This is a genomic window from Cellvibrio fibrivorans, assembly GCF_031457055.1.
GTDB classification, from domain to species: domain Bacteria; phylum Pseudomonadota; class Gammaproteobacteria; order Pseudomonadales; family Cellvibrionaceae; genus Cellvibrio; species Cellvibrio fibrivorans.
Genome location: NZ_JAVDVX010000002.1, coordinates 242,881 through 266,972 on the forward strand (window position 1 = coordinate 242,881; position 24,092 = coordinate 266,972).

14 protein-coding genes are annotated in these 24,092 nt (G+C 46.0%); 8 read left to right on the top strand and 6 right to left on the bottom strand.

The window, feature by feature from the left end; translation table 11 throughout:
* Positions 1-117: 117 nt before the first annotated feature.
* Together J2X05_RS05980 and J2X05_RS05985 are read right to left on the bottom strand one after the other, a co-directional pair.
* Positions 118-1,542, bottom strand: coding sequence for a DEAD/DEAH box helicase (locus J2X05_RS05980; protein WP_040391637.1), 1,425 nt, complete (start codon positions 1,540-1,542; stop codon positions 118-120).
* Positions 1,539-2,120 carry a VspR family transcription factor gene (locus J2X05_RS05985; protein ID WP_050976983.1) on the bottom strand — a complete coding sequence of 194 codons (582 nt, stop codon included), beginning with the start codon at positions 2,118-2,120 and terminating at the stop codon, positions 1,539-1,541. Before J2X05_RS05985 ends, J2X05_RS05980 begins: the two co-directional genes overlap by 4 nt.
* A 26-nt stretch (positions 2,121-2,146) precedes the next feature.
* On the opposite strand from J2X05_RS05985, the gene J2X05_RS05990 reads away from it, so the two are divergent.
* Together J2X05_RS05990 and J2X05_RS05995 are read left to right on the top strand one after the other, a co-directional pair.
* Complete coding sequence (locus tag J2X05_RS05990) at positions 2,147-2,410, top strand: helix-turn-helix domain-containing protein (protein WP_225318874.1); 264 nt, start codon at positions 2,147-2,149, stop codon at positions 2,408-2,410.
* Positions 2,411-3,152: 742 nt separating this feature from the next.
* Complete coding sequence (locus tag J2X05_RS05995) at positions 3,153-10,775, top strand: putative Ig domain-containing protein (protein WP_310070053.1); 7,623 nt, start codon at positions 3,153-3,155, stop codon at positions 10,773-10,775.
* Positions 10,776-10,952: 177 nt separating this feature from the next.
* Here the strand turns inward: J2X05_RS05995 and J2X05_RS06000 are convergent, their stop codons facing one another.
* Both J2X05_RS06000 and J2X05_RS06005 read right to left on the bottom strand, forming a co-directional pair.
* Positions 10,953-14,078 (bottom strand): FG-GAP-like repeat-containing protein, encoded by a 3,126-nt coding sequence (locus J2X05_RS06000; protein WP_310070056.1) that lies wholly within the window; start codon positions 14,076-14,078, stop codon positions 10,953-10,955.
* 150 nt (positions 14,079-14,228) lie between these two features.
* A complete protein-coding gene (locus J2X05_RS06005; RefSeq protein ID WP_310070058.1) occupies positions 14,229-14,999 on the bottom strand; it encodes an IclR family transcriptional regulator in 771 nt (256 codons plus the stop codon).
* A 279-nt stretch (positions 15,000-15,278) separates the two neighbouring features.
* Between J2X05_RS06005 and J2X05_RS06010 the strand changes: the two genes are divergently transcribed.
* From J2X05_RS06010 to J2X05_RS06020, 3 genes are all read left to right on the top strand, one after another.
* A complete protein-coding gene (locus tag J2X05_RS06010) occupies positions 15,279-16,043 on the top strand; it encodes a phytanoyl-CoA dioxygenase family protein (RefSeq protein ID WP_151057260.1) in 765 nt (254 codons plus the stop codon).
* A gap of 87 nt (positions 16,044-16,130) precedes the next feature.
* Positions 16,131-17,210, top strand: coding sequence for an NHL repeat-containing protein (locus tag J2X05_RS06015; protein ID WP_310070064.1), 1,080 nt, complete (start codon positions 16,131-16,133; stop codon positions 17,208-17,210).
* A 176-nt stretch (positions 17,211-17,386) separates the two neighbouring features.
* Positions 17,387-18,268, top strand: a complete 882-nt coding sequence (locus J2X05_RS06020) for a transporter substrate-binding domain-containing protein (RefSeq protein WP_310070067.1) — start codon at positions 17,387-17,389, stop codon at positions 18,266-18,268.
* 7 nt (positions 18,269-18,275) lie between these two features.
* On the opposite strand, the gene J2X05_RS06025 is transcribed toward J2X05_RS06020, so the two are convergent.
* Both J2X05_RS06025 and J2X05_RS06030 read right to left on the bottom strand, forming a co-directional pair.
* On the bottom strand, positions 18,276-19,013 hold the full coding sequence (locus J2X05_RS06025; RefSeq protein ID WP_310070069.1) for a SapC family protein: 738 nt from the start codon (positions 19,011-19,013) through the stop codon (positions 18,276-18,278).
* A gap of 20 nt (positions 19,014-19,033) precedes the next feature.
* Entirely contained in the window at positions 19,034-20,590 is a 1,557-nt protein-coding gene (locus tag J2X05_RS06030; RefSeq protein ID WP_310070071.1) for a tryptophan halogenase family protein, read from the bottom strand.
* Positions 20,591-20,834: 244 nt separating this feature from the next.
* On the opposite strand from J2X05_RS06030, the gene J2X05_RS06035 reads away from it, so the two are divergent.
* From J2X05_RS06035 to J2X05_RS06045, 3 genes are read left to right on the top strand one after another with little or no spacing between them, the layout of a single operon-like run.
* Positions 20,835-21,887: a UDP-glucose--hexose-1-phosphate uridylyltransferase gene (locus tag J2X05_RS06035; RefSeq protein WP_310070074.1), complete on the top strand. Its 1,053-nt coding sequence runs from the start codon at positions 20,835-20,837 to the stop codon at positions 21,885-21,887.
* Positions 21,888-21,900: 13 nt separating this feature from the next.
* On the top strand, positions 21,901-23,058 hold the full coding sequence (galK, locus tag J2X05_RS06040; RefSeq protein ID WP_310070077.1) for a galactokinase: 1,158 nt from the start codon (positions 21,901-21,903) through the stop codon (positions 23,056-23,058).
* 60 nt (positions 23,059-23,118) lie between these two features.
* Positions 23,119-24,039: a 2-dehydro-3-deoxygalactonokinase gene (locus tag J2X05_RS06045; protein ID WP_310071330.1), complete on the top strand. Its 921-nt coding sequence runs from the start codon at positions 23,119-23,121 to the stop codon at positions 24,037-24,039.
* Positions 24,040-24,092: the final 53 nt, after the last annotated feature.

Here is a 24,092-nt window from a genome sequence, read left to right on the forward strand (position 1 = left end):
CTAATGATCTTATGGTGGGGGATTGTCATGTTTTATCAACGCTAAACGATGCTTTGCTATACCACTATAAAAAATGTGGTTAGAAAGGATAATTGTGTTTTTTCCATTCTACTCTAATCAAAAGGGGCTGCTAGATTCTTGCGTATAAAGCTGATGCAATTGCAGCAATTCTTTACGAAACCGACCAAATACGTTGATGGTGGTATCATAGGATTTTGCCAACATTGAAATGTGGATAGGTGGTAGATCATCTATATTGGTTTGCAACTCGCCTACAGGCATATTTTCAAAAGTAATTTCTGTTATGTCTTCAAATTGTTGCGGTTCTTGTAGTTTGATCGCTAATGGCTTTTCATCGTCACTATTTGGCATTGTTTCGCGTCGAATAGTTGCAGATTCCGGTATTTCTTCTGCCACACGATTCGCGTATTCCCCTAAATTGGGTTCGGCCGGTAAATACAAATAACTTTCACCGGGAACATCGCCCATACGTAAAACACGTCCCAATACTTGCCGAAGATGCAATTCTGTTTTGACTCGTGTCAGGTGGCAGCACACGCGCAGTCGTGGAATGTTAGTGCCTTCACTCACCATCCCTACGGAAATAATCCAAGGCTGGGTGCTGTTTCTAAAAGAATTTATAGTACCGTGGGCATCTTCATCCATGTAAGTAGCAACACAGGCTCGCTGGCCTAAGTGACGTTCCAGTAGTGTCGCAATCTTATAAGCATGATTTACTGATGCGGCGACGATAAGGCCGCCCGCATTCTCGTGCTGCTTGCGAATTTGCATTAACTTTTTTGAGGATTGTTTTAGTAGATACACAATCAGTGCATCGATACCAATCAGTTGTTGGTATGAGCAATCTGATAGTTTGAGTAACTCAGCGAAAGATGAATATTTCTCTGTTGTATCACCCCGTTTTACGACTATGCGATCATTGTCCACCAACGTGATGCTGGGAGCCCGACACACCTTTTCCTGAATAGCCTGCGCCATTCCATAAATAAAATCACAGCGGATTTTGTTGTGCTGACAGTAACTGGATAAAGCGATGGGGATTCGGTCAGAGCGCCAAGGTGTGCCGGTCAAGGCAATGGTATATGCCGCGCGCCCCTGAATATGCTGAATAATGGTTTGCCCCCACGCATTGGCGTTTTCAAAATTATCACCTGCGCAGTGATGTATCTCATCAAAAATTACTAGCACGTGATGGGTTTGAAACAATGCCCAAAATGCATCTCCCAAACTCAACATCGATTGATATGTTAAAGACTGTCCCCTTGATCCGAGGCGACCATCCATCCGAAAGCCGGTATGAACTTCCAGCGCTTGTTGAAAATCGGACGACACAATGATTGAGGGCGAAAAACACAATACCAAATCGACCATGCCCTGCTGTAAAAGCCGGTGCGCCAACGTTGCCGCCATGACGGTCTTGCCTGCGCCGGGGGTCGCGAGACACAGGAAGTGATTATCTTCATTCTTGAATTTCGACAGAGCCTGTTCAACACATCGGAATTGCCAGCGTCGTAACTTCATTGCGCCAAACCTGTTTGCCTCGCCAACAGGCTTTCAAGGGCTTTCACTCGCCCGAGCAATTTGGAGCACTTGTCACGGGATTGGTTGTACAGAGGTTGTATATCATCTTGCAGCTCGGGAATCTCGCTGCAAATTGCATCATATTCCTCGGTCTCGCCCATTGCGGACAACATTTCCAATTTGTGCCGATTTAGCCGCTCTTGCAGGCTCTGGCGAGGAATATCGTTTGTAACTGTAGCTCTTACCGGAGCCGCCGATGGTGCTGTAGTCACTATTGTGGTTGCGCACTCCTGCGTTTTAAACAGGGGTGTTAGTCGATATAAGGGCCAGCCGCTATCGACAACGACCTTAGTCAATTCCCCATTATCGATAAGGCGGAGCATGTTGCGATAAACAAACTGTCGAGCGGCTTTTTTGGAACTATGAAGGCATGCCGAATTGTTCAAATAAGCTTTTGTGAGATCGTGTACGGTGAATTCTCGGTTTACCAGTAATGAGAATGCCGAGAGTAGCCCGGACTTAACTGTGAGAGATTTCATGATAGAAATTGACGCCTCATGTCTCGAATTTCGCGCCATTCTATCCTGTCTCTATCATCGAGACAATGAAATCATCTCCTTACTCACCTCACTACGAAAAGTTACGGTTCTGGCTAAAAAAACAGCGGGAGGCCAGTGGTTTGACACTCCGTGAGGCCTCACTCGCCATGAGACGGCACCATTCTGTGCTAGGCAAGATGGAGCAGGATCGACGGAAAATTGAAGTGCTTGAATTTGTAAGGTACTGCCAGGTACTGGGTGTTGATCCCCATGACGGTTTGGAGATCGTCATTAACTCTCTCAAAGACGAGATTGATACATCGCAATAAAATTAGCCTCGTCCATCTCTACGACAAATGATTTACAGTCATCTGCTTTCCTGTTTCGAAAAGCAATCCTGAAAGCAAAAGTAGTTGGATTTCAATTAGATTCATTTGATCTTTTTCCAATTAATTGCTGCGAGTTTTCCTCGAATCTATTAGCAAAATTCCTGATTGAAAAAATTGGTTTATCATCTCTGGAAATAGTCATCGGCGAAAATCGCTATAAAAAATCACATCGACATGTTTGGTTGAGGCTTGATGAAACTGACATAGATATTACCGCCAATCGATTTTCATCGACAGATAGAGCGGTCTTTGTTGAGGTGTGTAGCCAGAGGCATTAACAATTAGAAATAATTAACGTTGAAAACCCCAATCCGAAGTTGACTCAGCTCAATAGAGGCGCAAGAGCTGTACTGTTATATGTTTATAAAAAGATCCTTAACTGCCTCTTGTGAGCATGTCCAATTTAAAAATTAGTCGGTAAATCCTGTACATAAGCGCAGGGAATTGTTACTGCGGCTAATCCATTTCTGAGTTGTGTTTTCAGGGTTGCGCTACCCAATTTCCGGGCAATTAGTCTAAGGGCGCTCATCTGCACGCGCTCAAAACAAGTTTGTTGTCGGGCATCTTGGGACTTTTTTGCGACACTCATCCTATCTTGGTGTAAAATGTTAACAATGCCAGCATGTGGTCAACACGCATATTCTTGTCCTCAGGTGTTAGTCCTAAAATAGGTTCGATATCTATGTCAAGGTCACCGCGTCGCCCTTTAATTGAAGCTCTGGAGCCAAGATTATTGTTCTCTGCCACCGCAGATATTGCTGTCTTCGATGATGGCAATTCTGATTGGCTGTCTTTAGCGCAGGCGGCACAGCAGGTCGATCTGGTTAGTATCTATATGCCAGATACCCCGCCGATGATGGAAAGCCAGGATTCTGGGCTTCAATCCGTTCCTGATACAGATCCTCAGGCCGATATTGCACCCAACACTCAATCTTCCGCTACTACGCTGGTATTTGTTGATACAGGGGTCGATGGTTACCAAATTTTGGTTGAAGATATCCGCAACCGTACATATGCCGACTCCACCGCCATCGTCTATCTCGATACCACCCAAGACGGCATTGCTCAAATCAGCAATTATCTTGCTAGTGCTAGCAGCATTTCAGTCATTCATGTGATTTCTCATGGTGTGACCGGTAATCTAATGCTCGGAAATCAAGTACTTAATGAAAATAATATTGACCAGTACGCCCAGCAATTTGTGGCTTGGAACATGGCGTTGAGCGATGAGGCCGATATTCTCTTGTATGGCTGTGATTTGGCGGCAAACCAAAGTGGTATCAACTTATTGCGCCAATTAAGTGATTTGACCGGCGCTGATGTAGCGGCAAGCAATGACCTTACCGGTAATAGTCGTGAAGGTGGGGATTGGGTATTGGAGATTAAGTATGGGCAGATAGATGCCCCCGAACTTTTTTCTGCCAAGTCATATCTTGAGTGGCAGGGGTTGTTGGCTGGTTCCAACCCTCCTACTGGTACCGATATATCTATTCCTATCTCTGCAGGAAGTGCCTACACCATCTATGCTGCTTCCTTTGGTTTTCATGAAACCGTTGATAGCCCTTGGGATGTTATGGCGGGAGTAAAAGTTACTACATTGCCTGCTGATGGCACCTTAACCCTTAGCGGCATTGCGATTACAGCTGGTCAAACGGTTACAAAAAGCGATATCGATTTTGGTTTTTTGAAATATACGCCGGATGCAGCCGCTGTAGCGGCTGGCGCTTTGAGCTATACCTTTCAAGTGCAAGATAATGGTGCGAGCAATACTCTCGACATGACCCCCAATACCATGAGTTTTACAATTTCAGGGGCCGTTAATCAGGCTCCAGTTGGGACAAATAACGTAATCGATACACAGGAGGATACGCCTAAAGTTTTAACAGCGGCTAATTTTGGTTTTAGTGATCCTGACGGCAATAGTTTTGCTGGTGTAAAAATTACTGCTATAAGTGGTGGTGGCACATTCTCGGTTACGGGAAGTGGCTCTGTAAGCGTAAATCAATTTGTTACTATTGCTGATATCAATGCGGGAAAGTTAATTTTTACCCCTGCAGCCGATGAAAATGCTACGAATTATGCGGTATTGACGTTTCAGGTTAGAGATGATGGCGGTACTGCGGGCGGTGGTGTGGATACCGACCAAAGTGCTAATAACCTTCAAATTGACGTGAGCTACGTGAATGACAATCCCGTTAATACAGTTCCGGCGGGGCCGATTACTACAGTAGAAGACACGACTGTTGCTATTTCGGGTGTTAGTATTAGCGATATCGACGACTACAATCTTTGGGATGTGGAAGTAACCTTAAGTGTTAGTCACGGTGTTTTATCTGTTAGTGGTGGCTCAGCCGCTATTTCAGGTAGTGGTACCGCCACCGTGGTATTAACCGGCACTATGGCGCAAATTAATGCAACACTTGCCGCTACGCTTAACTACACCCCAGCCAGTAATTTTTTTGGTGCCGATGTTTTCACCATAGCGACCAATGATAAAGGTGCAGGTCGTACTGGAGACATTGATAAAACAGATACAGACACAGTAGCCATCAACGTAACTTCAGTTAATGACGCACCTATCGTTGCCAATGCAATTCCCGATCAATCAACCAATGAAGAGTCACTTTACAGTTATACATTTCCAGCCAATACCTTTAACGATGTTGATGGCAATACGCTGACCTATACCGCTACTTTATCGGATGGAAATCCACTTCCTGCGTGGCTCAATTTCAATGCGGGTACGCGTACGTTTAGTGGCGTCCCTGATGACGGCGATATTGGCACCATCAGTATTAGAGTTACGGCTAACGATGGCTTTGGTGGAGCCGTAAATGACACCTTTGATCTAACTATCGTCAATATTAATGACTTGCCCTTTGTCAATATTCCGATTCCCAATCAGAACGCCACTGAAGACGCAGCGTTCAGTTACACTTTTCCCTCGAATACATTTGGCGATGGCGATCTGGGTACAAGTTTTACCTATACCGCAACGTTAGTTGATGGCAGCCCATTGCCTGGGGGGTTGAGTTTTGATTCGGCTACGCGCACATTTTCGGGTACACCGGTCAATGACGATGTAGGCACTCTCTCGGTAAGAGTCACCGCGAATGATGGTGCAGGGGCAACGGTTTCTGACAATTTTGATATCCTCATCGCGAACACCAATGATGCGCCGACGGTGGTAAATCAAATACCGAATCAGAACGCGACCGAAAATTCGCTGTATAACTACACTTTTCCAATCAATACGTTTAATGACCAAGATGTAGGGGGCACGTTAACCTACAGCGCGCAAATTCCCGGTGGGGCGCCATTACCGGCGTGGCTTACCTTCGATGCGGCAACCCGTACATTCAGTGGTATACCCTCCAATGGCGATGTTGGTAATGTCACCATCGAGGTAATTGCAAATGACGGCACCACCACTATGTCGGATTTTTTTGATTTGCAGGTTCACAACGTTGGTGCCACCAATGTTAATTACGAATCTTCTGGTGCTGCGACAAACACTCAGTCAATTTCTGCGGGCGTGCCTCTTTTTCAATCGTTTGCACATGACAGCGTAGGCGCAACTTACACAATCGATTCAATTATTTTGCAAGTCAGGAAGGATCCCTCCGCCAGTATGCAAACTATTACCGTCTCATTAATATCATCGACTTATAATGGTACGGTGATTGCCAGTGACACTAAGTCATCTGCCGGCTTGAATACTACGTTAAGCTGGGAAGCATTTAATTTTTTTGGCGTCGCGCTAAACGACAATCAAATTTATTTTATAAGGGTTGAAACCACCAGCAATGATGGCCTAGTAAGCGTGGGCATTCACAATACGAATGTTTACCCCAATGGTTCATTTCACTCCAGCACGGGCACACCCGATCCGGATCGTGATTTGGCGTTTCAGGTATCCAGTGGCGTAAACAATAATCCTCAGATCGCCAATCCAATTCCCAATCAAAACGCAGCGGAAGATGCCGCGTTTAATTTTCAGTTTGCCCCGAATACGTTTAGTGATGCAGATGGCGATCCATTGACTTACAGCGCAACTATGGCCGATGGAAGCGCGCTGCCAGCATGGTTAAGTTTTAATGCCGCAACCCGCACATTTTCGGGTACTCCCGTCAATGCAGATGTGGGCACTATCTCGATTAAAGTAACTGCAGATGATGCAAAAGGCGGAACACCGGCAACAGATACCTTTGATTTGGTGATTGCAAACACTAACGATGCACCTACCATTGCCAATTCAATTCCCAATCAAAACGCGACTGAAGATGCCGCATTTAATTTTACTTTCGCTGCCAATACGTTTAGTGATGTCGATGTTGGCGATACGCTCACCTACAGCGCACAACTAGCCGGTGGTGGAGCATTGCCTGCATGGTTAAGCTTTGATGCAGCCACACGCACGTTTAGCGGCACTCCGACTAACGAATTTGTCGGCACTGTATCAATCGATGTAATCGCCAATGATGGCAATGGCGGTACGGTGACCGACACCTTCGATATTGTTGTTGCCAACACTAACGATGCGCCTACGGTTGCCAATCCGATCCCTAATCAAAATGCGACGGAAGATGCCGCATTTAATTTTCAGTTTGCGGCCAATACCTTCAACGATGTCGATGTGGGCGATACGCTCAGCTACAGCGCACAACTCGCCGGTGGAGGTGCCTTACCCGCGTGGTTAAGTTTTGATGCAGCAACGCGCACCTTCAGTGGCACACCAACGAATGCCTTTGTCGGCACTGTATCAATTGGTGTCATTGCGATTGATGGTAATGGCGGATCGGTCACTGACACTTTCGATATAGTTGTCGCCAACACCAACGATGCCCCCACAGTTGCCAATGCCATTCCCAATCAAAATGCGACGGAAGATGCCGCGTTTAGTTTTCAGTTTGCCGCCAATACCTTTAACGATGTCGATGTAGGTGATACGCTCAGTTACAGCGCACAACTTGCCGGTGGCGGGGCATTGGCCGCGTGGTTAAGTTTTGATGCGGCAACGCGCACCTTTAGCGGTACACCAACGAATGCTTTTGTCGGCACTGTATCAATTGATGTAATCGCCAATGATGGCAATGGCGGCACTGTAACTGACACCTTTGATATTGTTGTTGCCAATACCAACGATGCGCCTACGGTTGCCAATCCGATCCCTAATCAAAATGCGACGGAAGATGCCGCGTTTAATTTTCAGTTTGCGGCCAATACCTTCAACGATGTCGATGTGGGCGATACGCTCAGCTACAGCGCACAACTCGCCGGTGGAGGTGCCTTACCCACGTGGTTAAGTTTTGACGCAGCAACGCGCACGTTTAGCGGTACACCGACTAATGCCTTTGTCGGCACTGTATCAATCGATGTAATCGCCAATGATGGCAACGGCGGCACAGTAACTGACACCTTTGATATTGTTGTCGCCAATACTAACGATGCGCCCACGGTTGCCAATGCGATTCCCAATCAAAATGCCACGGAAGGTGCAGCCTTTAATTTTCAATTTGCCGCCAATACATTTGCCGATCCAGATGTTGGCGATACGCTCAGTTATAGCGCGCAACTCGCCGGTGGAGGAGCGCTGCCTGCATGGTTAAGTTTTGATGTGGCCACACGCACCTTTAGCGGTACACCGACTAATGCCTTTGTCGGTACTGTATCAATCGATGTAATTGCCAATGATGGCAATGGCGGCACTGTAACTGAGACCTTTGATATTGTTGTCGCCAATACCAACGATGCACCTACAGTTGCCAATCCGATCCCCAATCAAAATGCGACTGAAGATGCCGCGTTTAATTTTCAGTTTGCCGCTAATACATTTGCAGATTCTGACGTTGGCGATACGCTCAGCTACAGCGCGCAACTTGCCGGTGGCGGGGCATTGCCCGCGTGGTTAAGTTTTGATGCAGCAACGCGCACCTTCAGTGGCACGCCAACGAATGCTTTTGTCGGAACTGTATCAATTGATGTAATCGCCAATGATGGCAATGGCGGAACAGTGACTGACACATTCGATATTGTCGTCGCCAACACTAACGATGCGCCTACGGTTGCTTTCCCAATTGCAGACCAGAGTGCAACTGAAAATACCGCTTTCAACTTCACCTTTGGCGCCAATGTATTTGCTGATCCCGATGTTGGCGACACACTGACTTACAGCGCGCAACTTGCTGGCGGCGCACCCTTGCCCACTTGGTTGAGTTTTAATCCTGCCACCCGTACTTTTAGCGGTACACCTGCGCTTGGTGATGTGGGCAGTATCAATATTGAAGTCACTGCGAATGATGGACAGGGCGGTTCAGTGAGCGATGTTTTTGTGCTCACTGTTACTGGTTTGCCGGTCAATGCCCCGCCGTTTGTGCAGTTGGCTATTGCCGATCAAGTAGCTGCTGAGAATCAACGCTTTGATTTCAGTTTTCCCGTGTCGACCTTTGTTGACCCGGAGGGTGATCCGTTAAGTTATTCCGTCCAATTGGTAGGCGGTGGGTCTTTGCCTGCCTGGTTAAGTTTTGATGCCGCGACGCGCAGTTTTAGCGGTACTCCGACGGCGGGCGATATCGGCAGCATCAATGTATTGGTGACGGCGAGTGATGCAAATGGCGGCTCTATTAGCGATAGCTTTGTTATTGTCGTGAACAACGTTAATGACGCACCGGTGCTGGCCAATCCTCCGGCCAACCAAACCGCGCTGGAAGATGTGCCGTTCAGTGTAACTTTCCCCGCGAGCATGTTTACTGATGCCGATGTGGGCACCACCTTAGTCTATAGCGCGCAATTAGCTGGCGGCGCGCCCTTGCCAAGCTGGTTGGTATTTGATGCCGCGACGCTGAGTTTTAGTGGCACACCTAGCCAGGCGGACGTTGGAAACCTAAGTATCCAAATTATCGCGAGTGATGGCATGGCCGCTGCGACAGCTCAATTTGAGTTGACCGTGGAAGAGGTCAATGATGTACCTGAAACCACTGGCAATGTCGTTATCAATAATATTGAAGATGCGGCTGGCGACCAGGTTGATTTATGGGCCTTGTTTAGCGATGAGGAAACTGCCACCCGCAATCTGGTGTTTTCTGTCGTTAGCAATAGCAACCCGGCCTTGGTGAGCAATGCGAGTATTGATCTTGCCTCCGGTAAATTGCAGTTGAACTATGGCGCCAATCAATTTGGCAGCAGCGATGTGGTGGTGCGTGCACAAGATGAGCAGGGCGCTTGGGTTGATGCATTGGTACGCATCAATATCGCCTCGGTAAACGATGTGCCTGTGTCAAGCGGTATGGCGGATATCAGCGTTAAGGCCGGTGCTGCACCCCAGCAAATGAATCTGCGCACTGTATTTAGCGATGTGGAAAATGGCACCACGCTCAGCTGGACACTGATGCAAAACAGCAATAATAGCGCGGTTCCCAGTATTCAAATCGACCCGGCTACTGGCCTTATGACGCTCTCGTTTGCCTCTCAAATCGGTGGCGAGTCAACCATTACTCTGCGCGCGCAAGACAATGATGGTGCTTGGGTAGAAACCTCGTTTAAAGTCACTGTAGCTGCGTTGGAAAAGCCACCCGTTACTGTGCCGCCGGTAGAGCCGCCAACCCCTCCAACAACGCCGCCTACCACACCTCCAACAACACCGCCTACCACACCTCCAACAACACCGCCTACCACAGATGGGCCAAAAGCCCCTGATGGTGCAGATACAGATCTGCCAGAGATTCCCGGTGAATTGCCAAATCAGGGTGGCAATAACAGCCTTGAGCCACTGCTTCCCGATGGCTTGGACGCCCAACGAATTATCGTGGAAACCGGCGATAGCAACCACACTGACACGGTGATTAACGATAAGTCCAGCCGCGATTATGAACGTGCTGAGGAGGTCAATAGCGATGGCAATGTTCCGCTTACCACCTTAACCGCCTCACCTAATCTGGCAGGCTTGATTGCGCCAGACGCCGGTTTTGCCCCTTGGGAAGAGGCAGATTTTGATAATGAAGTGCGCCGTTTGCGCGCCCAAATGGATGAGGCCATGGTAGAAGAGCAGGATCGCAGGACCGTGGTGGCTGGTCTGACTTTTTCTGTCACTACCGGTTTGCTGGTGTGGTCTTTGCGCGCGAGCAGTCTATTGTTAACCATGATGTCTATGCTGCCGCTCTGGCGCGGGCTTGATCCGCTGCCTATTCTGGAAGAAGTAAACAAAAAGAAAAAAGAATTGGAGCAGCAGCGTAAAGATAAAATTAAGGAAGACAGGGAAGCTCACGAAGTGGGTTATCTTTTTGATCAGGTTAACAAAAAAGAGTGAGATATTTCATTGATGAAAATAATGTTTATTATTGGTTCATTAATATTGAAAAATTGAATTGAGAGAGTGTCTTTATAAATTCGATGAACTGTCAAAAGACCAAATAGTTTTCAAACGTTTAATTTGAATCTTTTGTGAGTAAATCCGTCCTTGGACATAAATAAAAATTGAAAGTGTTTAGTGGACAGAGGGAACAATCTTTATATCATCAATAGTGGCGTCATACATCTTGCCATTACTGGATACAAATGAAGCGCGCAGTTGGTAAAACTGGCCTGCGGGCAACTCGGCGTTGGGGGTTAGATCTTCAAGCGAAAAGGTCATGGTGGATTTTCCTGATTCGGTTTTTAGGGCGCTTGCATCTATTAAGACTCTGTCTTTCACTGGGACCCATTTGGATTGAAAATGGCGCAGCCAAAAGCGAATTCCTCCTTCATCTGACGCAATGACTTTATTACCTGATCCGGCGTGGTACTCGACGGTTAAAGTAATTTTATCCTTTTGAGTCCATACCTTATCGCGCAATTTTTTCTCATTCGTAAATTTTATAAAGGGTGCGATGGTCGGCGCCACGTGCAGTTTTATGGTGTCTTTCACAGTAGGTTTTTTTGCGGAAGCTACTTTGATAGTTGCAGTGCCGGGTTGTAGTGCGGTGATTGTTCCTGCTGAATCTACCCGCACGACTTTTTTATTGCTACTACTCCAGATGAGTTCCGAGTTGTCGGCATGAGCTGGAAATAAAGTTGCAGTGAGTGTAAAGCTTTTACCCACCAATAATTTTGTCGGTGATGGTTCGAGTGTTAGCGATTTTGCGGGCACGGCAAACCAAGGCTCAATGGTAATGTTGCTCTGCGCATTTACTCCATTAGTGGGACTGGTGGCTGTTATGGTCGCGCTTTGGCCAATCTTACCCAACGCGGTGATTTGGCCTTGCTGATCTACAGCGATAATATTTTCATCGCTGGATGACCATTGCAGCCGGGTGTCCGCATTCGCTGGAGTTAAGTGACTGGAGAGATTTAATTTTGTACCTTGGCGCAGATTTGTTTGTGCCGGTTCAAGCTGCAGACTTTCTACATCTACTTTGTCGGTATCAAACAATTGATTGGCGGGGTTGTTGGTGAAATGTTGTGTTTCACCATTGCGCCATCTAATACTAATGCGCTCAATTGTTTGTGCACTCCCTAAACCAAAATGCACAATGTTTAACAGGCTTTGGGAAAAAACGCCTCCCGCTGAACCTACCCGTTTGCGATAAACACCTTGCGCGGTGGTGATTTTAACTTCAGCGCCTATGGCATCCACATGGGCTTTAGGCGAGTAGCCCACTCGTACTAATGCGTAATGTCCGGTTTCATTTTTTTTGTTGCGATAAAGATACCACTCACCACCTTCACTGCCATTTAATAGGTCCAGGCCGCCATCCAAATCAAAATCAAAGGCTTGGCCCATATCACCATTGCCGGGGCCGCCAACATCATTGGCGCCGTGTTGTGTCAGAGTGTAGAAATGACCTTTGCCATCGTTTAATAGTATGTAATCAGAAATGCGCGCACCAATGTTCCCCCAGCGATAAAGAAATAAATCCTGATGACTGTCGTTATTAAAATCACCCGTGGTGACACCCAATGTATTGCCTCCGGGTTGAATCTGCCATTCGCGTGATACGTCAGTGAATTTTCCACCGTCATTGCGCAATAGAATGTCATTCATGTTGCGATTCTCTGGAATAAATTCGGTAGTGGTGCTAGTAACGCCAGAGAGACTAAATTTAAAATTCCAAAAAATATCCCCATTGCGAACTAATGCGGCTTTCCAGTGGCCTTTGCCCAAGTAACCAAAATAAACACCATTTTCCGCAATATTATCCGGCCAGCCTTGCGCTTCGCTTGGGTCTATTTCCAGCTCCTGCCCAGCAGAAATCACTTTCGATGTTTTTTTACTGCCCAGAAAAAAAGGATAATCTTTTCCTCTGAATTCACCCTGCGCAAGAAAATAATAATTGTGCAGTTTGATTTTTCCTGCAGCGGTGAATTCGAATTTATCCACACCTTTAAAGCCGCGTGGTTTGATCGAAAACTCCTGCGTGATGGGGTCGTGATCGACTGCGGGTGCTTCACCTTTGCCGTGTTCAACTTCTTTGCCGCGTGCGAGGTAAAGATCATGATCGCCATCATTGTCGATATCCAAATCGGCGACTGCCATTATGTTGTGTAAGGCAATAACATCGGCGGGGAATTGCGCGGTAATATCGGTGAAAGTGAAATCGCCATTGCCCAGCCAGACAGAAAGTGGGCCAAATAAAATTACATCATCAATGTTGTCGTGGTTTAAATCCGTTATCAAAGAGCGCGATGGTTCCTGATCTTGCAAACCTGTGATTGTGCGTTGCGTAAAGGTTCCATCACCTTTATTTTCGTAAAAAAAATGTTGCGGCTTTTCATGGGTAAGGCTGGATTCGTTAATGAGCATTAAATCCAGATCGCCATCCAAATCCATATCTGACCATTGCGCGGCGCGGCCACGGCCTCCTTTGTTGATACCTACATCACCTGTAGTGAGTATCATCGTGCCATTGTCATTGGTATAGAAATTGGCTTTGGAAGGATCTGTGCCATTGCCGCCACCTTGGGTGACAACCAAATCCAGATCGCCATCATTATCGTAATCGCCAGCAGCGGTGCCGTGCAGATCATGCATAAACCAGCGCGCCAGATTTTGACTGTGTTTGGTTACAGTGCCGTTGCCATTATTCCAATAAAGTTTGCTGCTCTCTTCATTGTGATTATTCACAATAAAATCGTAATCGCCGTCGTTATCTATGTCGGCGATTGTGGGGCCCCCGTATTTAATTGAGCTGACTTTATCTATGCCTGCGCTAACGGAGATGTCTTCGAATTGAGGTAGATGCTGATTGGGGAGGTCTATAAATTCAAGACGCTGAATGTTGAGTATTGCGTTGTTGGCTCTAAGGCTGAGCTTAAGTTTTCCCAGCGCAGGAAGTTTGATGAGCGCGGTTAATTGCTGCTGACCAGAGTGCGGAATATCGATGCTGTCGAGCAGTAATTCATCGTTGGCGTAAAGACTAAAGTTGGCATAATTTTTTGGGTTGTCGACGACTAACACCATTTTTTTTATCAAACTGCCTTGAGCCTGATATTGAATTATTTTCGGCGTTGCAGGTTCGAGGTCAATATCACTGACAAGGGGGGCAGCCTGACTGTTGATTGCGCTTAGGAGCAAAACCGTGCAGAGAAACGATAGGTATTGAAGGCAGGAATAGGGTACTTTTTTTATCATCATCTAACTCACCATAAAGTTATAACGGTAGGTATGGCGGCATCACGCAGCGCATTAATGTGCTACTTGATGCGGCCGAGCCTAAACTTTAACTCAGTGTTCGGATTGGTGATAGTTAAATGTTGACAAAATTTGATGAAAGGAGGGCGCGAGTTACAAATCCCCTAGCTGCTGCGCAATTTTATTTGCAGTGGTCACTACCCGTGTGTGCAGTTCTTCCTGTGCTATAGCGGTGCTCCAGTGTGACTTGAGCGGCGAAATAGCCAATGCCGCAATCACTTTACCCTCTGGTCTACCAATGAGCGCGGCAAAATCGGTGGCGCCTTCGATAAAAGGGCTTGGTGCCGCGAGGTAGCCATTTTGTTTTATCGGTTCCAATTCGTTGATCAGGGCAGTGCGTTTATTTTTACTGAGTTTGGCGTAGTCGGCGTCGCGCTCCAAAATCATATCGCGCACGGCTGGGTTGCTATTGGCAAGTAACACCTTGCCTGCCGTGGTTGTCATGGTGGGGAATAGGGAGCCTTCGCTCATATTGAGTGAGATAGGGCTGTGGCCGCGCGCGTGCACAATAATCATGGTCTGGCTTTGGTAGAGCATCGCCAAATAGCAGGATTGGCCAATGTTGACCGCCAGATCTTCCATATAGGGCAGCGCGCATTGGCGCATTTGATCGATAGGCGAAATACTGCGCGATAGGTTGTACAGCTTGAGCGACAGCCGATAGCGCCCCGATAGTTCATCTCTCACCAAATAACCCCGCGCCTCCAAGCCGATCAGCACCCGATAAATATCATTGGGGTTGCGCCCCAAACCTTGGGCGATCTCAGTTTGAGATTTGGGCAGCTCCTGAGTCACCAGGTATTCCAATATATCCAGCCCTTTATCCAGCGCGGGAACCGCGTATTTATTGGTGGCAGTAGTCAAAGTCGGTCGGTCCTATTGTCTGGTTTCTAGCTCGATTTTTCAGGGTGAAGCAAGCCATGCATTCTTGCCCATCAACTGGCGTACCCGCAAATTAGTTCGTTCGCAAAAATACCCTATCCGCCGTCAAATAAACAGAAATTACCGGTTTTGAGCATAGGCCTGCTTATTTTTATAGAAATAAAGTATTTATATATAAATAAAATGCTTGCCTTTTATTTTTTGCTGAATGATGATTGTTAACAATGCGAGCATGCAGACATAACCCTTGGAGACCAGATAATGAACGCAAGAAAACTGACTCAAGAACAGATTGATGCCTACCACAGCGATGGCTATGTGATTGTGCGTGGCTACTACACGCCAGAAGAAATCAAGCGCTTACAGGATGCCGCCTTTAATGACGATTCATTAAATGAGCGCGCCTGGCAGAAAAAAGATGGCACTGGAAAGGTGAGCAAGGTGTGCTTGTGGCAACAAACGGGCGATGATTTTTACAGCATGTTTTCGCGTGGTCGACGTTTGGTAGATACCGCAGAAACCTTAATTGGCGAGCCGATTTATCACACCAGTACCAAAATTATGATGAAAGAACCCTTTGTGGGCGGCGCTTGGGAGTGGCATCAGGATTTTGGTTACTGGCATCGCGACAACCTTATGCTGTATCCAAAATCACTCAGCTGTATGGTGGCGATTAACCGTGCAACGGTAGAGAACGGCTGTTTACAAGTGTTGAAAGGGTCGCATCATTTAGGGCGTTTGGATCACAGCAAAACCGGTGATCAAAAAGGTGCTGATATGTTGTTTGTGAACGAAGCAATGAAATATCACGAGCTGATCAATGTTGAATTGGAGCCGGGTGATACTTTGTTTTTCCATTGCAATTTGCTGCACAAATCCAATGAAAATCGCTCATCCGAACCGCGCTGGTCCATGATTTGTGCCTATAACGCCATCACCAATCAAGCGTTCCAGGAAAACGAAGCAATTTATTATCCTTTGTATCCCGTTGATGATGACGCCATTCTGAATTGGAAGGCTGCATAACTTTTTCAGTCGTGTTGTTGATTATTGCTCTGCCGGAGTAGTGCTCGGCAGAGCTTTTTTATTGTTCTATTCGGAGCTTGCCCGCCAATGATTAAGCAAAATATTCCCTTGCCCAAATCCAATATTGATCCACATGGTCTGATTGTAGGGCAGGGCGATTTTCAATATCGGGTTAATAGTCACTGGGGTTTGCTTGATGCGCAAAAAACGCCGGTAGAAAATTGTCATGGCTTGGCGATGGATTCACAGGGGCGCATAGTGATGGTGACCGATCATCCGCGCAATAACGTGATTGTGTATAACAAGGATGGCAAATTGCTCGATGCCTGGGGCACGCAATTTCCGGGAGCACATGCGCTGCGCATTGTTAATGAAAACGGTGAAGATGTTATTTATTTGGTGGATAGTGGCTGGGTGCTGAATCGCAATTGGGATGGCAAATCTACCGATGATTGGGCATCACCCTACAATAAAGTGATTGCGCAAAGTGGCTTCATCGCCAAGCTCACCTTGGATGGCCGTTTGATTTATACCATTGGCCATCCACAAACCATTGGGGTCTATCGCCCGGATCAACCTTTTCGCCCGACCGACATAGCCGTGGCGCCCAATGGCGATCTCTACATTACCGATGGCTACGGCTCGGATTATCTTCTGCAGTACGACGCCAACGGGCGTTACATTCGTCACTGGGGTGGCGGCGATAATGCCAACCCTGCACACAATTTAAAAAACACCCACGGCATAGAAGTGGATTTACGCAATCCGCAAGATCCGCATTTGATGGTGAGCTCACGCGCAGAGCGAGCATTAAAATTATTTGAACTCAATGGCGATTATCGCGGAGCAATCGATGTGGCCGGAGCTTACATAGGTGGGCCGGTGTTTAGCGGCGATCATTTTTTTGCCCCGGTATGCTGGTCGCACATCGATGGAAAAAATGCCGACGATTCAGGTTTTATTAGTGTGTTTGATCGCGACAATCGTGTCGTCGCTAATCTTGGTGGTACTCAGCCTGAATATCGCAATGGTGTTTTGCAGCCTATGCGCAGCACTTGGGATGTATTCAACCACTGTCACGCGCTCTGCGTGGATGAAGATGAAAACTTGTATGTGGGGCAGTGGCGAGCAAATCAAACCTATCCGTTTAAATTGGAGCGGTTGTAAGCGTTATTAGCTTCATTATTGGGTGTTATTCCATTTTATATATTTTTCGAACTTGGAATGAACAATATAAAATTTCAATAAATTACTATTCAGGTATATTCTGTAAGGGTAAAAAGTTAATGTGTATTCATAAGAGTTATAGATGATCTAAATATCACAAAGGTCAATTGTTAGTGATGCGTAAAATTAAAATAATAAAGCATGCTTTAGTGGCTATTTTCTTATGTAACAGTTATATCTGCACTGCCTGCAGTGTAACCGCAACAATTCCATTAATTGAATCAGAGAAGGATCAGCTTATCTATGATCTTTTGGCTTTATCTTTATCAAAAACGGGGGTTAAGGTTTGTTTAAATCAGTTAGATCAAGTTATTACTGATGCGAGAAAGTCTCGCCGCGTAGAAAAGGGAACCTTAAGCCTAAAATGGTCATCTGCCTCTAATCTTTTGGAGAAAAATCTTCGTCCGATAAAAATTCCTATTTTTAAAGGATTGCTGGGGTATCGTATTTTTGTGATTCGTAAGGGCGATCAAAATCGATTTAACGATATAAAAACACTTGAAGATTTGCGTAAGTTAACGGCGGGGCAGGGTTATTTTTGGGGCGATACAAAAATACTGCAAACCGCTGGAATTCCGGTTGTTACCGCAGCACAAGGGCGGAACCTATGGTCGATGTTGGCCAGTCACCGTTTTGATTATATGTCCTTGGCGGTGCATGAACCTTGGCTGGATCTTGAGCATCGCGCCGAGCTTCAGCTTGAAGTGGAAAAAACCCTGCTATTGGTTTACCCGTCGGCATTGTTTTTTTATGTGTCGCCAGATAATAAAGTGCTTTATGATTTGATTTTGTCCGGTATGGAAATTGCGATTAACGATGGCAGTTATGATCGCTTGTTCTATCAGTCCGGAATGATTCAGGCTGTAGTTGAGCACGCTAACCTTTCTGCGCGTAAGGTCATCTATATTAATAACCCTTTAATAAATAGGGATGTTCTTCCGGCCGATCCTAAATATTGGTTCTCTTTGCCATTACTGAATTTTATTCCTGCACAATAATATCGCCCTACGCCAGTGGGGTAATGAGATTGCTTTTCCAGGAAATCAATTTTTCTAAATGTGTGGCTGAGCTAAGTAATAAATAGCAAAGATTTAAATAGCCTTTTTTATGGCACTCTTCAAGTGCTGCACCACTGAGCTTTTGCAGGGCATTTTCGTCTATACCATAAAAACCTTCCAAGGCTGATTGTGCGCCGTTGTTGAGTGTTATATCCAACGTAATAGGCATTAATAGCTTATGTTGATGCAATCCTTGTAAGGCGATGCGCGATAATTGTGCGCCGCTCATAAGCTGTGTAATCATTTTTTGGATTCGCAGGAGGTAAGGGGATGGATTTCCATTATGGTCGAATATCGCTTCTGCTTTCTCATGGGCAATATTTTCCAGCAGTTCACTGGATTCATTAATGGCTATTTGGCCTGTGGCTTTTGGGTTGTTTTCAGAAAATATCACCTGAAATGGATGCCTTAATAGATCCATAGGTATAAAGCGTGCGTTCCATTGCTCATTTTGTAGATACAAATTTTCGCCGGTTTCAAAACCTAGAATGGCATTTAGTTGAAATTGCCCCGTAACACTATTTTTATTAATGAATATGGGATATTCGTGTACCAAGTTTGAGAGTTCATTAATATTAATGTAAACACGATTAACTTGATGGTGGGTGCTGTTTAATTTGGTGGTGTTTACACCTAGTTTATTGTGCGTAACGGGGTCTAGTAAAACAATGTTTCCAGTGTTCATGAAATTTTCCTCATAAAACCTTAGATGCTGCTAAGGCCGTATAGATTAATTTTTTGTAGTAGTTCGCGCTGTGTCGGCAAAATGTCCAGTAATTGTCTGGTAATCATTTTATTTTTCATTACCAGTTCGGTAGCCATTTTTTGTGTTTCCAAGGGCGTGCTGAAAACGAGGTTGGTTTTAAATCCCATACCATATAAAACATATTGATAACTTAGTGCATGGAATATTTCACCGGTGCGGTCAAAGTCATAGTGTTGAGGCGAGGTGTTTTGCCAGAGTAAAAGGCGCTCACTTAAATCTAGTGGAGCGGTGCTTGGTTGGCGATTGTCTTGCCAAAAAGGCGAGTCATTTCGTTGGCTTAAAAGATAGTGCAGTTTGAGAAAATCTACTGCTCGCTCCCATCGATAACTAAATCGCTCATTAAACCGTTTGGCAATAATGGGTATAGCGGAAGTGGTCTTGGGTAGCTGTTCGGCAATCATTAATGCCGAGAGTTCAACCATTACCAATGCTGAGGCTTCCAAGGGTTCCAAAAAACCAGCAGAAAGGCCTACTGCCACACAATTATGTTTCCAGAATTCTTTGCGATAACCAGAGTTAAAATGAATTTCTCGTATGCTGATTTGCGAGCCATTACCGCCAGTTTCATGAATGTAGTCAATTAATTGTTGCGTTGCATGATCGATGGATTGATATTCCTTGGCGAATACATGCCCCACACCGCGACGAGTGGGTAGGCCTATATCCCAAATCCAGCCAGCTGTCTGCGCACTCGAAAGAGTGGCAGATGCTATAGGGCTATCCTCATATGGGTAAGCAATTTGTGTGGCGAGTGCGCAGTTGGTAAATAAAATGTCGCTTATTGAAATTTTTTCAACGCCTAATGTTTCCCCCAATAACATTGCTGTAAAACCTGTGCAGTCAACAAATAAATCACCGGTAATTATGCCTGCACGGTCTGTTATTAATGATTGAATGTGTCCATTTTCTTGCTGCGTAATTTCTGTTACCTCGGCAAGAATATGGTCTACGTGAAGGTTGGTTAGGCAGTGCTTTCGTAAAAATTCTGCGAAGCGGCCAGCATTTAAATGGTAGCCATAATTAACGATGGCATCATATTCAGCCGTGGTAATCGTCTTGGGCGCCAAACTTGCTTCGCATATGGCTTCTTGCGGATGAAATGCGGTTGAGAATGACATAGGGTCATTGGTATTCAACCAATGCTCTGCCAGATTAATGCTGGATTGACCTTGCGGGACGGAAAAAGGGTGATAGTAAAAATCTTTTTCTGAACCATCTTTCCAGCGTAAAAATTTTGACCCTTGCTTAAACGCAACATCGCACTCACGAATAAATGCGGTTTCGGATACACCTATTTTTTTTAAGGTTGCGCGCATGGTAGGCCAAGTGCCTTCACCTACACCAATAATAGGTATCGACGGTGATTCACAGAGCGTAATCTGGAGCTCACCTTGTTTGATTTTGTGTTGATGCTCAGCAGCAATTATTCCTGCCGTTAGCCAGCCAGCAGTACCGCCACCGACAATCACGACTGATTGGATGAGGTTGTTCGTCATTATTCATCCTTTTTGCGGGTTGCGCAGACAAGCATGATGGTCTTCATAGAGCAGCCTTGGTAGCGCGTGAAAAGGTAGCGTGCGAAATATAGGTTGGTAAAAATATGTGATTTATCGGTTTATTATGGGTGCATATTCTATCTTAATGGTGTAGATTGTTAACAATAGGCAATTTTAATAAATTGTAGCACGTCTACATGATGGCGCCAGTTAACCCGATAATTAGCATTAGTTGGATAGGTATATGAAACCAGTGTTTGTATTGAGTGATCACCCGCACCGTCGGTTTAATCCGCTAACGGGTGACTGGGTATTGGTCTCGCCCCATAGAGCCAAACGACCCTGGCAGGGTCAAATTGAGGAGCTGGCGGCGGATGATAAACCTGCCTATGACCCAGCTTGTTATCTATGCCCGGGCAATACCCGCATCAATGGTGCAGTGAATGACAGCTACGTGGGTGCTTATGTATTCACCAATGACTTTGCGGCGCTGGGGCCGGAAGACAGGGATTATCAAAGCAGTAGCGATTTGTTTTGTGCCGAGAGTGAGCGCGGCACCAGCCGTGTGATTTGTTATTCCGAAAGTCACAATAAAACCCTGCCAGAAATGTCCCAGACGGCAGTGACAGAGCTTATTGATACCTGGTGTGATTTGTATCGCGAATTGGGTGAAGATCATGCCTGGGTACAGATTTTTGAAAATAAAGGCGCGATCAACGGCTGCTCTAACCCTCATCCCCATGGACAAGTTTGGGCAACAGGTTCGGTGCCGACATTGCCGCAGCGGGAAGATGAAAAGCAGTTGGCTTATCAACATAAGCATCAACGCCCCATGCTGCTGGATTATGCGCAGCAAGAGCTGGCCTTTAAAGAGCGTATTGTGGTGCAAAATCAGGATTGGTTGGTGGTAGTGCCTTATTGGGCTAGCTGGCCATTTGAAACGCTGCTGTTACCGCTGCGTCATGTGCCTGATATGTTGAGCCTTTCTTTGTTGGAGCGCGAATCACTGGCTGATATTCTGATTCAATTAACAACGCGTTACGACAATCTATTTAAAACCTCCTTTCCCTACAGCATGGGGTGGCATTGCGCACCTTTTACCGCAGAAGACCATAGCCATTGGCAGTTGCACGCCCATTTTTATCCACCGTTATTGCGCTCGGCATCTATCAAAAAATTCATGGTGGGTTACGAAATGCTGGGTGAAGTTCAGCGCGATATTACTCCTGAACAAGCGGCGCAGTATTTGCGCGATCAACCCGCTATTCACTATAAAAATGCGGCATCTACAGATTAAAAGGTAATTGGTTATGAGTATGTTGGAAAATGTTACCCAGTGTTTTACCGAGTATTTTAATCAATTGCCGGATTTTGTTTCCAAAGCGCCGGGTCGAGTTAATTTGATCGGCGAGCACACAGACTATAACGATGGCTTTGTATTGCCAGCAGCAATTGATTTTTTCACGCTGGTTGCCACCTCTGCGCGGCAAGATAATTTAATTAAAGTGATTGCGCTGGATTACGCCGGGCAGACCGATGAGTTTGCACTGAGCTCTCTCTATGAAGCTCATCCCACCCAGATGTGGAGTAATTATGTCCGCGCCGTAGTGTGCACACTGGTAGATCGCGGTTATCAGCTCAAGGGCTGTAATTTGGTAGTGTCAGGTAATGTCCCGCAGGGCGCTGGTTTAAGTTCTTCGGCATCATTGGAGGTTGCCTTAGCGCAGGCGCTTTTAACGGTTGCTGGCATTCAAATTCCGGCCACCGAATTGGCCTTAATTGGCCAGGCAGCGGAAAATAATTATGTCGGCTGTGCCTGTGGCATTATGGATCAACTGGTATCGGCTGGCGGAAAACAAGGTCATGCATTACTCATCGACTGCCGCAGTCTGGAAACTAAACCAATCCTTATGCCGTCACAATTGTCGATTGTTATTATCAATTCGGGCGTAAAAAGAGGCTTGGTTGACAGCGAATATAATTTACGTCGTGAGCAGTGTGCAGAGGCGGCGAAATTTTTTAATCAATCCGTTTTGCGCGATGTAACCAAAGAACAATTTTTTGCTGCTGCCGATCAATTACCAGAGCTGGTGCGCAAGCGCGCACAACATGTGATTGAAGAGAATGAGCGAACCTTGAAAGCAGCTGGGGCATTGGCAACCAATAATGTCGCACTGTTGAGTCAGCTGATGGCGGAGAGCCATGTGTCCATGCGCGATTTGTTTGAGATCACCACAACTGAGATTGATTATTTAGTGGCAGCGCTGGATAAAGAATTGGGCAGCGACGGCGGTGTGCGTATGACCGGTGGCGGTTTTGGTGGCTGTATTGTCGCTTTGGTGCCACAAAAAAAATTGTCTATAGTGGAACCCATTCTTGCTGATTACCAATTAAAAACGGGTTTAATCGCAACGCCTTTTATTTGTACGCCAGAGCAGGGCGCTAGTTTAGTGGCCTTGGAAAGTTAATATTCTCCTCGCTATTTTTGTACTAATGACTGCGTGCATGAGGGCTATATCTTGGGTGACATGATTGCCATTGATTGGGGCGGCACCAATTTTCGGCTGCAGGTGGTAAATACCCTGGGTGATATTGTGTATAGCCTTACCCTGCCTATAGGTGTTAATCATTCATCGCGCGCTGAACTTGAGCAATGTTTAATGAATGCGATTGCGCAGTTGCCTGCGCAGTATGTGAATGTGCCGATTGTAATGAGCGGGGCGGTGGGTTCCAATGTTGGCTTGTATGAAACGCCTTATATTGAATGCCCCGTGAATCCTTATCAATTGGCTGAGCAGTTAATCAACATTCAAGTGGGCGCAGTGCATGCCTATATAGTCCCAGGCGTGAAAACCCATGTGCGAACAGGCTTGCCAGATGTTATGCGCGGGGAGGAAACTCAGGTGCTGGGCTGGATGCAGCAGGCGAGTAAAGCAGAGTTAAAAGAGGCGCTCTTATGTTTACCCGGAACCCACTCAAAATGGGTGTTACTTAAGCGAGGAAAAATTGTTGATTTTTACACCGCATTTTCGGGCGAGCTCTTTGGCAATTTATGTGCGCAGAGTTTGTTGGTGAGCGGTACACAAATTCATGATGAGGCTGCATTTGTTCAAGGCATTAAGGCCAATACGAGAGATGCTTTTTTATTGAATTTGATATTCAGTGCCCGCTCCAGAGTGTTAGCAGGTCTGCATGAAAAAAATGTGAGTGCCGCATACTTATCGGGTGTATTGATTGGTGCTGAGGTAAAAGCAGCAATGCATCTTTATGGTGAGGGAAAAAAAATACATTTGATCGGTGCCGATCATTTAGTGGATAGCTATGCTACAGCAATACAAATTTACCAAGGCAAATCGGTTAAGTATCAGGGAGCTTTGATGGCGGCGCAGGGGGCAATGTTATTGGCGAATCGATTTTTCATGAATCATTCGCTAGAGCGTCGCGCCTGATAAATCTTGTTCCTGATAAACGCTGTACCTGATAAAAATAGTTCAAGTCATCA

What these genes read in the sequence shown, in the direction of transcription:
- J2X05_RS05980 (WP_040391637.1), bottom strand. Translation starts at nt 1,542, where the DNA reads ATGAAGTTACGACGCTGGCAATTCCGATGTGTTGAACAGGCTCTGTCG.
- J2X05_RS05985 (WP_050976983.1), bottom strand. Translation starts at nt 2,120, where the DNA reads ATGGCGCGAAATTCGAGACATGAGGCGTCAATTTCTATCATGAAATCT.
- J2X05_RS05990 (WP_225318874.1), top strand. Translation starts at nt 2,147, where the DNA reads ATGAAATCATCTCCTTACTCACCTCACTACGAAAAGTTACGGTTCTGG.
- J2X05_RS05995 (WP_310070053.1), top strand. Translation starts at nt 3,153, where the DNA reads ATGTCAAGGTCACCGCGTCGCCCTTTAATTGAAGCTCTGGAGCCAAGA.
- J2X05_RS06000 (WP_310070056.1), bottom strand. Translation starts at nt 14,078, where the DNA reads ATGATGATAAAAAAAGTACCCTATTCCTGCCTTCAATACCTATCGTTT.
- J2X05_RS06010 (WP_151057260.1), top strand. Translation starts at nt 15,279, where the DNA reads ATGAACGCAAGAAAACTGACTCAAGAACAGATTGATGCCTACCACAGC.
- J2X05_RS06015 (WP_310070064.1), top strand. Translation starts at nt 16,131, where the DNA reads ATGATTAAGCAAAATATTCCCTTGCCCAAATCCAATATTGATCCACAT.
- J2X05_RS06020 (WP_310070067.1), top strand. Translation starts at nt 17,387, where the DNA reads ATGCGTAAAATTAAAATAATAAAGCATGCTTTAGTGGCTATTTTCTTA.
- J2X05_RS06025 (WP_310070069.1), bottom strand. Translation starts at nt 19,013, where the DNA reads ATGAACACTGGAAACATTGTTTTACTAGACCCCGTTACGCACAATAAA.
- J2X05_RS06030 (WP_310070071.1), bottom strand. Translation starts at nt 20,590, where the DNA reads ATGACGAACAACCTCATCCAATCAGTCGTGATTGTCGGTGGCGGTACT.
- J2X05_RS06035 (WP_310070074.1), top strand. Translation starts at nt 20,835, where the DNA reads ATGAAACCAGTGTTTGTATTGAGTGATCACCCGCACCGTCGGTTTAAT.
- galK (WP_310070077.1), top strand. Translation starts at nt 21,901, where the DNA reads ATGAGTATGTTGGAAAATGTTACCCAGTGTTTTACCGAGTATTTTAAT.
- J2X05_RS06045 (WP_310071330.1), top strand. Translation starts at nt 23,119, where the DNA reads ATGATTGCCATTGATTGGGGCGGCACCAATTTTCGGCTGCAGGTGGTA.